Source organism: Kitasatospora sp. NPDC059817, assembly GCF_042731835.1.
Classification (GTDB): Bacteria; Actinomycetota; Actinomycetes; order Streptomycetales; family Streptomycetaceae; genus Kitasatospora.
Map to the genome: position 1 here is coordinate 15,750 of NZ_JBHWIR010000145.1, position 3,950 is coordinate 19,699.

General features: G+C 75.8%; 4 protein-coding genes. 1 reads left to right on the forward strand and 3 read right to left on the reverse strand.

Annotated features, from left to right (window positions below):
• Positions 1-101: 101 nt before the first annotated feature.
• The gene (locus tag ACFV61_RS26165) at positions 102-1,190 is read right to left on the reverse strand and encodes a hypothetical protein (RefSeq protein ID WP_380494221.1); all 1,089 of its coding nucleotides are present in this window, start codon (positions 1,188-1,190) and stop codon (positions 102-104) included.
• A gap of 149 nt (positions 1,191-1,339) precedes the next feature.
• A complete protein-coding gene (locus tag ACFV61_RS26170) occupies positions 1,340-1,810 on the reverse strand; it encodes a DUF1348 family protein (RefSeq protein WP_380339394.1) in 471 nt (156 codons plus the stop codon).
• A gap of 101 nt (positions 1,811-1,911) precedes the next feature.
• Between ACFV61_RS26170 and ACFV61_RS26175 the strand changes: the two genes are divergently transcribed.
• Entirely contained in the window at positions 1,912-2,481 is a 570-nt protein-coding gene (locus ACFV61_RS26175; protein WP_063350567.1) for a TetR/AcrR family transcriptional regulator, read from the forward strand.
• A 15-nt stretch (positions 2,482-2,496) separates the two neighbouring features.
• Here ACFV61_RS26175 and ACFV61_RS26180 read toward each other — a convergent pair whose 3' ends face one another.
• Complete coding sequence (locus tag ACFV61_RS26180) at positions 2,497-3,774, reverse strand: ROK family protein (RefSeq protein WP_380494223.1); 1,278 nt, start codon at positions 3,772-3,774, stop codon at positions 2,497-2,499.
• Positions 3,775-3,950 lie beyond the last annotated feature (176 nt).

Consider the following 3,950-nt stretch of genomic DNA (forward strand, 5'->3'; position numbering starts at 1 on the left):
GCTCCACACCCCCGCCTCCCCGGCGCCCCCGCCGGGGGGGGGGGCGCCCCCCCCGGGGCCCCCCCCCCCCCCCCGTCAGCTGCTCACGTTGTTCCGGGGGCTCACGGCCGGTAGGCGGGAAGGCCCTTGACGGTGGAGACCGGGGCCGGGGCGGCGGAGCCGTCGGCGGGGAGGGTGCTGACGCCGTCGGGGGTGCGGGCCGCGATGGTCCTGCCGTCGGGGGACCACGCGGGTTCGGTGTAGTCGGTGGCGGCGGCGGGGGTGAGGTCCTTCTCGTCCTTCTGGTCGATCCGGCTGGAGCGGGTGAACAGGTGGTCGTGCCCGTCGACGGAGCGGACGAACACGACGTGCTCGCCGTCGGGGGAGAGGGCCGGCTGGGAGCCCTGGCCCAGGTCGCGGGTGGCGGGGCGGATGTAGTCGTCGTAGAGGTAGACCTCGCCGGCAGGGGTGTTGGCGTAGACGATCTCGCCGTGCCGGCCACCGGCGTCGGCCCAGGTGTTGCCGGTCTGCGGCGGCTGCGGCATGTTCGCGTTGCCGTCCAGGGAGGTGTGCGGGGTGAGCACCTCGGGGGTGCCGCCGACGGCCTTGGTGGGGATCTTCTCCAGGCGCAGGACGCCGCCCTTGGCGGCGGCGAAGACGATGGTGTCGAAGCGTTCGGCGGATTCGGGGAGGTCGCTGGGGCCCTGCGCGGCGTGCTGCCAGGTGGGGTGGGACCAGGCCTCGCCGCCGGGGGCCGTGGCGAGGGTGACCTTCGCGCCGCCGTCGGGGTCGGCGACGACGAGGTCGCCGTTGCCGTTGATGAAGGCCGCCCGCTTGCCGTCGGGGGACCAGGCGAGGTCGCGGACGACGGTGCCGAAGTCGACGGTGGTGCCGTTCATCGCGACGGCCCGGGTGCCGGTGCTGACGGTCAGGTGGTTGGCGGCGCTGGTGCCGTTGACCTCCTTGGTGCCCGGCGCGGGGGTGCTCGGCACGGGGGTGCCCGGTGCGGGGTTGCTCGGTGCGGGGGTGCTCGGGTGGGCGGAGCCGCCCGGGGCCGGGGCCCCCGGAGCGGTGGCGCCGGGCGCCGCGCTGCCGGGGGCGGCGGCGTCCGAGCCGGCGTTGTCGGGGCCGCAGGCGGAGAGCAGGACGGCGCCGACGGTGGTCATCACGGCGAGCGCGGCGGTGGTGCCGAATCTGTTGCGCACGGACATTCCAGGTCCCCCCTCGGGTGCGGTTCGCGTTCGAGGAGGAGCATCCCAGGGGGAGTTCAGCGGCCGGTGCGAGCCGTGTCACGGTCGTGGAACAACGGCCGCCCCGGCCGCCCCGGCCTGCCGTGTCGGGACCGGATTCTGGCGCCGGGTCAGAGCCCGAGGGCGGTGAGGCCGGGGTGGTCGTCGGGGCGCCGGCCGAGCGGCCAGTGGAAGAGGCGTTCGGCGGCGGCGATCGGCAGGTCGTTGATGGCGGCGTGGCGGTGCGCCATCAGGCCGTCGCGGTCGAACTCCCAGTTCTCGTTGCCGTAGGAGCGGTACCACTGGCCGGAGTCGTCGTGCCACTCGTAGGCGAAGCGGACGGCGATGCGGTCGCCGTCGTGCGCCCACAGCTCCTTGACGAGGCGGTAGTCGAGTTCGCGGTGCCACTTGCGGGTGAGGAAGTCGGCGATCCGCTCGCGTCCGGTGAGGAACTCGGTGCGGTTGCGCCACCGGCTGTCGGGTGTGTAGGCGAGGGCGACGCGGTGGGGGTCGCGGGTGTTCCAGGCGTCTTCGGCGGCGCGGACCTTCCGTCGGGCGGTCTCCGGGGTGAACGGGGGCAGGGGAGGGCGCTGTTCGGTCACGGGGTCTCCTCGGGCATGGCGGAGCCGACGGTGAGAACGGTCGTTCTCGCTGTAGCGGCTACCCTAGGAGAACCATCGTTCTCACGCAAAGGGCACGGCAGATGGACCAGCACGACCCGCGGGGCCTGATCCTCGACGCGGCCGAGGAGCTGTTCTACGGTCAGGGCATTCAGGCGGTCGGCATGGACGCCGTCCGGGCGGCCTCCGGCCTGACGATGCGCCGGCTCTACCAGCAGTTCCCGTCCAAGGACGACCTGGTCGAGGCGTACCTGCGACGCCGGGACGGGCGCTGGCGGGCGAACCTCGCCGCCTACGTGGCCGGCGCCGCCACGCTGCCGCGCGACCAACTGCTCGCCGTCTTCGACTGGCTCGGCCGCTGGTTCGCCGAACCCGACTTCCGTGGCTGCGCGTTCGTCAACTCCTTCGGCGAGCTGGGCGCCGTCTCACCGGCGGTCACGGCGACCGCCCGGCAGCACAAGGAGGAGTTCAACGCCTACCTCGCCTGCCTGGCCGAGGCCGCCGGCGCCCCGCCCGCCACCGCCGCCCAGCTGGCGCTGCTCGCCGAGGGGGCGATGACCACCGCCGCCGTGCACGGCGACCCGAGCGCCGCCGCCGACGCCAAGGCGGCCGCCCGCGTGCTGCTCGACGCCGCCCTGTCCGCCCGCGCCTGACGGACCGCGGGGCCGTCAGCCCGGGACGGGGGCCGTGCGCCGCTCGAAGACCTCGGGGCGGGCCGCCTCCAGGGCGGTGGCGACGGCGCCCAGCAGGACGGCGTCCTGGCCGAGGCGGCTCGGCTCCAGTCGGGGCCGCAGCGGGGAGCGCTCGTACAGGGCCTGCTCCAACGGGCGCAGCAGCAGGTCGGCGCTGCGCCCGATGCCGCCGCCGAGGACGACCACGTCCGGGTCGAGCAGCGCGGCGACGACGGCGAGGACGTAGCCCAGGCGGTCCACCTCCTGCCGGACGGCCTCGACCGCGGCGGGCTCGCCGAGCCGGGCCCGGGTGAACACCTTCTCGGCGGTGAGCGGCCGCCGCATCCCGAGGTCGAGGGCGGTGCGCACCACGGCGTCGGCGGAGACGGTCTCCTCCAGGGTGGTGCCGGTGCCGGTGCCGGTGGTCGCAGTGGCAGTGGCAGTGGCGGAGGCGCAGCCCGGCAGTCGCAGCAGCCCGAGTTCCCCGGCCGCGCCGTGCGCCCCCGTCAGCAGTTCGCCGTCCTTGACCACGCCCAGGCCGAGTCCGGTGCCGACCAGCAGGTAGACGAAGAGCCGGCTGCCCGCGCCCGCGCCGTAGGTGTACTCGCCGACGGCGGCGAGGTTGGCGTCGTTGGCGACGGTGACGGTGGTGCCCAGGCCGTCGGCTATTCGGTCGAACAGGCCGGGGCGGCCCCAGCCGGGCAGGCTGGCGGCGAGCCTGACGCTGCGTCTGCGCTCGTCCCAGACCCCGGGCGTGCCGGCCACGGTGTGGGCGACGGCGGTGCCGGGCAGGCCCGCCTCGGCGAGGGCCTCGCGGGCGGCCGCGACGACGGCGTCGGCGACGGCGTCGGCCGAGCGGCCGCGGTTGGGCAGATCACGGCGGGCGACGACGCAGCCGGACAGGTCGGCGACGGCGACCCGCAGCCGGGCCCGGCCGATGTCGAGCCCGAGGACGTTCCCGGCGGCCGGGTCGGTCTCGTACAGGACGGCGGTGCGGCCGCGCTCGGGGGCGAACCTGCCGGCCTCGCGGGCGAGTCCGGCGAGTTCGAGGGTGGCCAGTGCGGTGGAGACGGTCGGCTTGGACAGCCCGGTGTCGCGGGCGAGTTGGGCCCGGGAGAGCGGGCCGTGGCAGCGCAGCCGCTCCAGCAGGAGCCACTCGTTGTTGCTCCGGAGCCGCTGCCGGTTCCACGGCTGTTGTCCAGGCCCTGACAGTAGAGCGAGGGCGACGGGCTGCGGCGCCCCGTCCGTGGCCGTAGTCCGTCCTGCTGTGCTCATTCGGTCGATCGTAGGGCACCCGTCAGCCGACGAACGAGGACGGACGGTGAGAGTACGGACAGGCGCAGCGGAAGCGCGGACCGCCGGTGGGGGGGGGGGGTTCCGGGGCCCGGCGGCGGCCCGCGGGGGGGTGGGCCCGCGCGGCCGGGCGCGCCGGAGCGCGCGGTCGGCGCCGG

Coding starts and splice junctions, on each gene's coding strand:
- ACFV61_RS26175 (WP_063350567.1), top strand. CDS start 1,912: ATGGACCAGCACGACCCGCGGGGCCTGATCCTCGACGCGGCCGAGGAG.
- ACFV61_RS26165 (WP_380494221.1), bottom strand. CDS start 1,190: ATGTCCGTGCGCAACAGATTCGGCACCACCGCCGCGCTCGCCGTGATG.
- ACFV61_RS26180 (WP_380494223.1), bottom strand. CDS start 3,774: ATGAGCACAGCAGGACGGACTACGGCCACGGACGGGGCGCCGCAGCCC.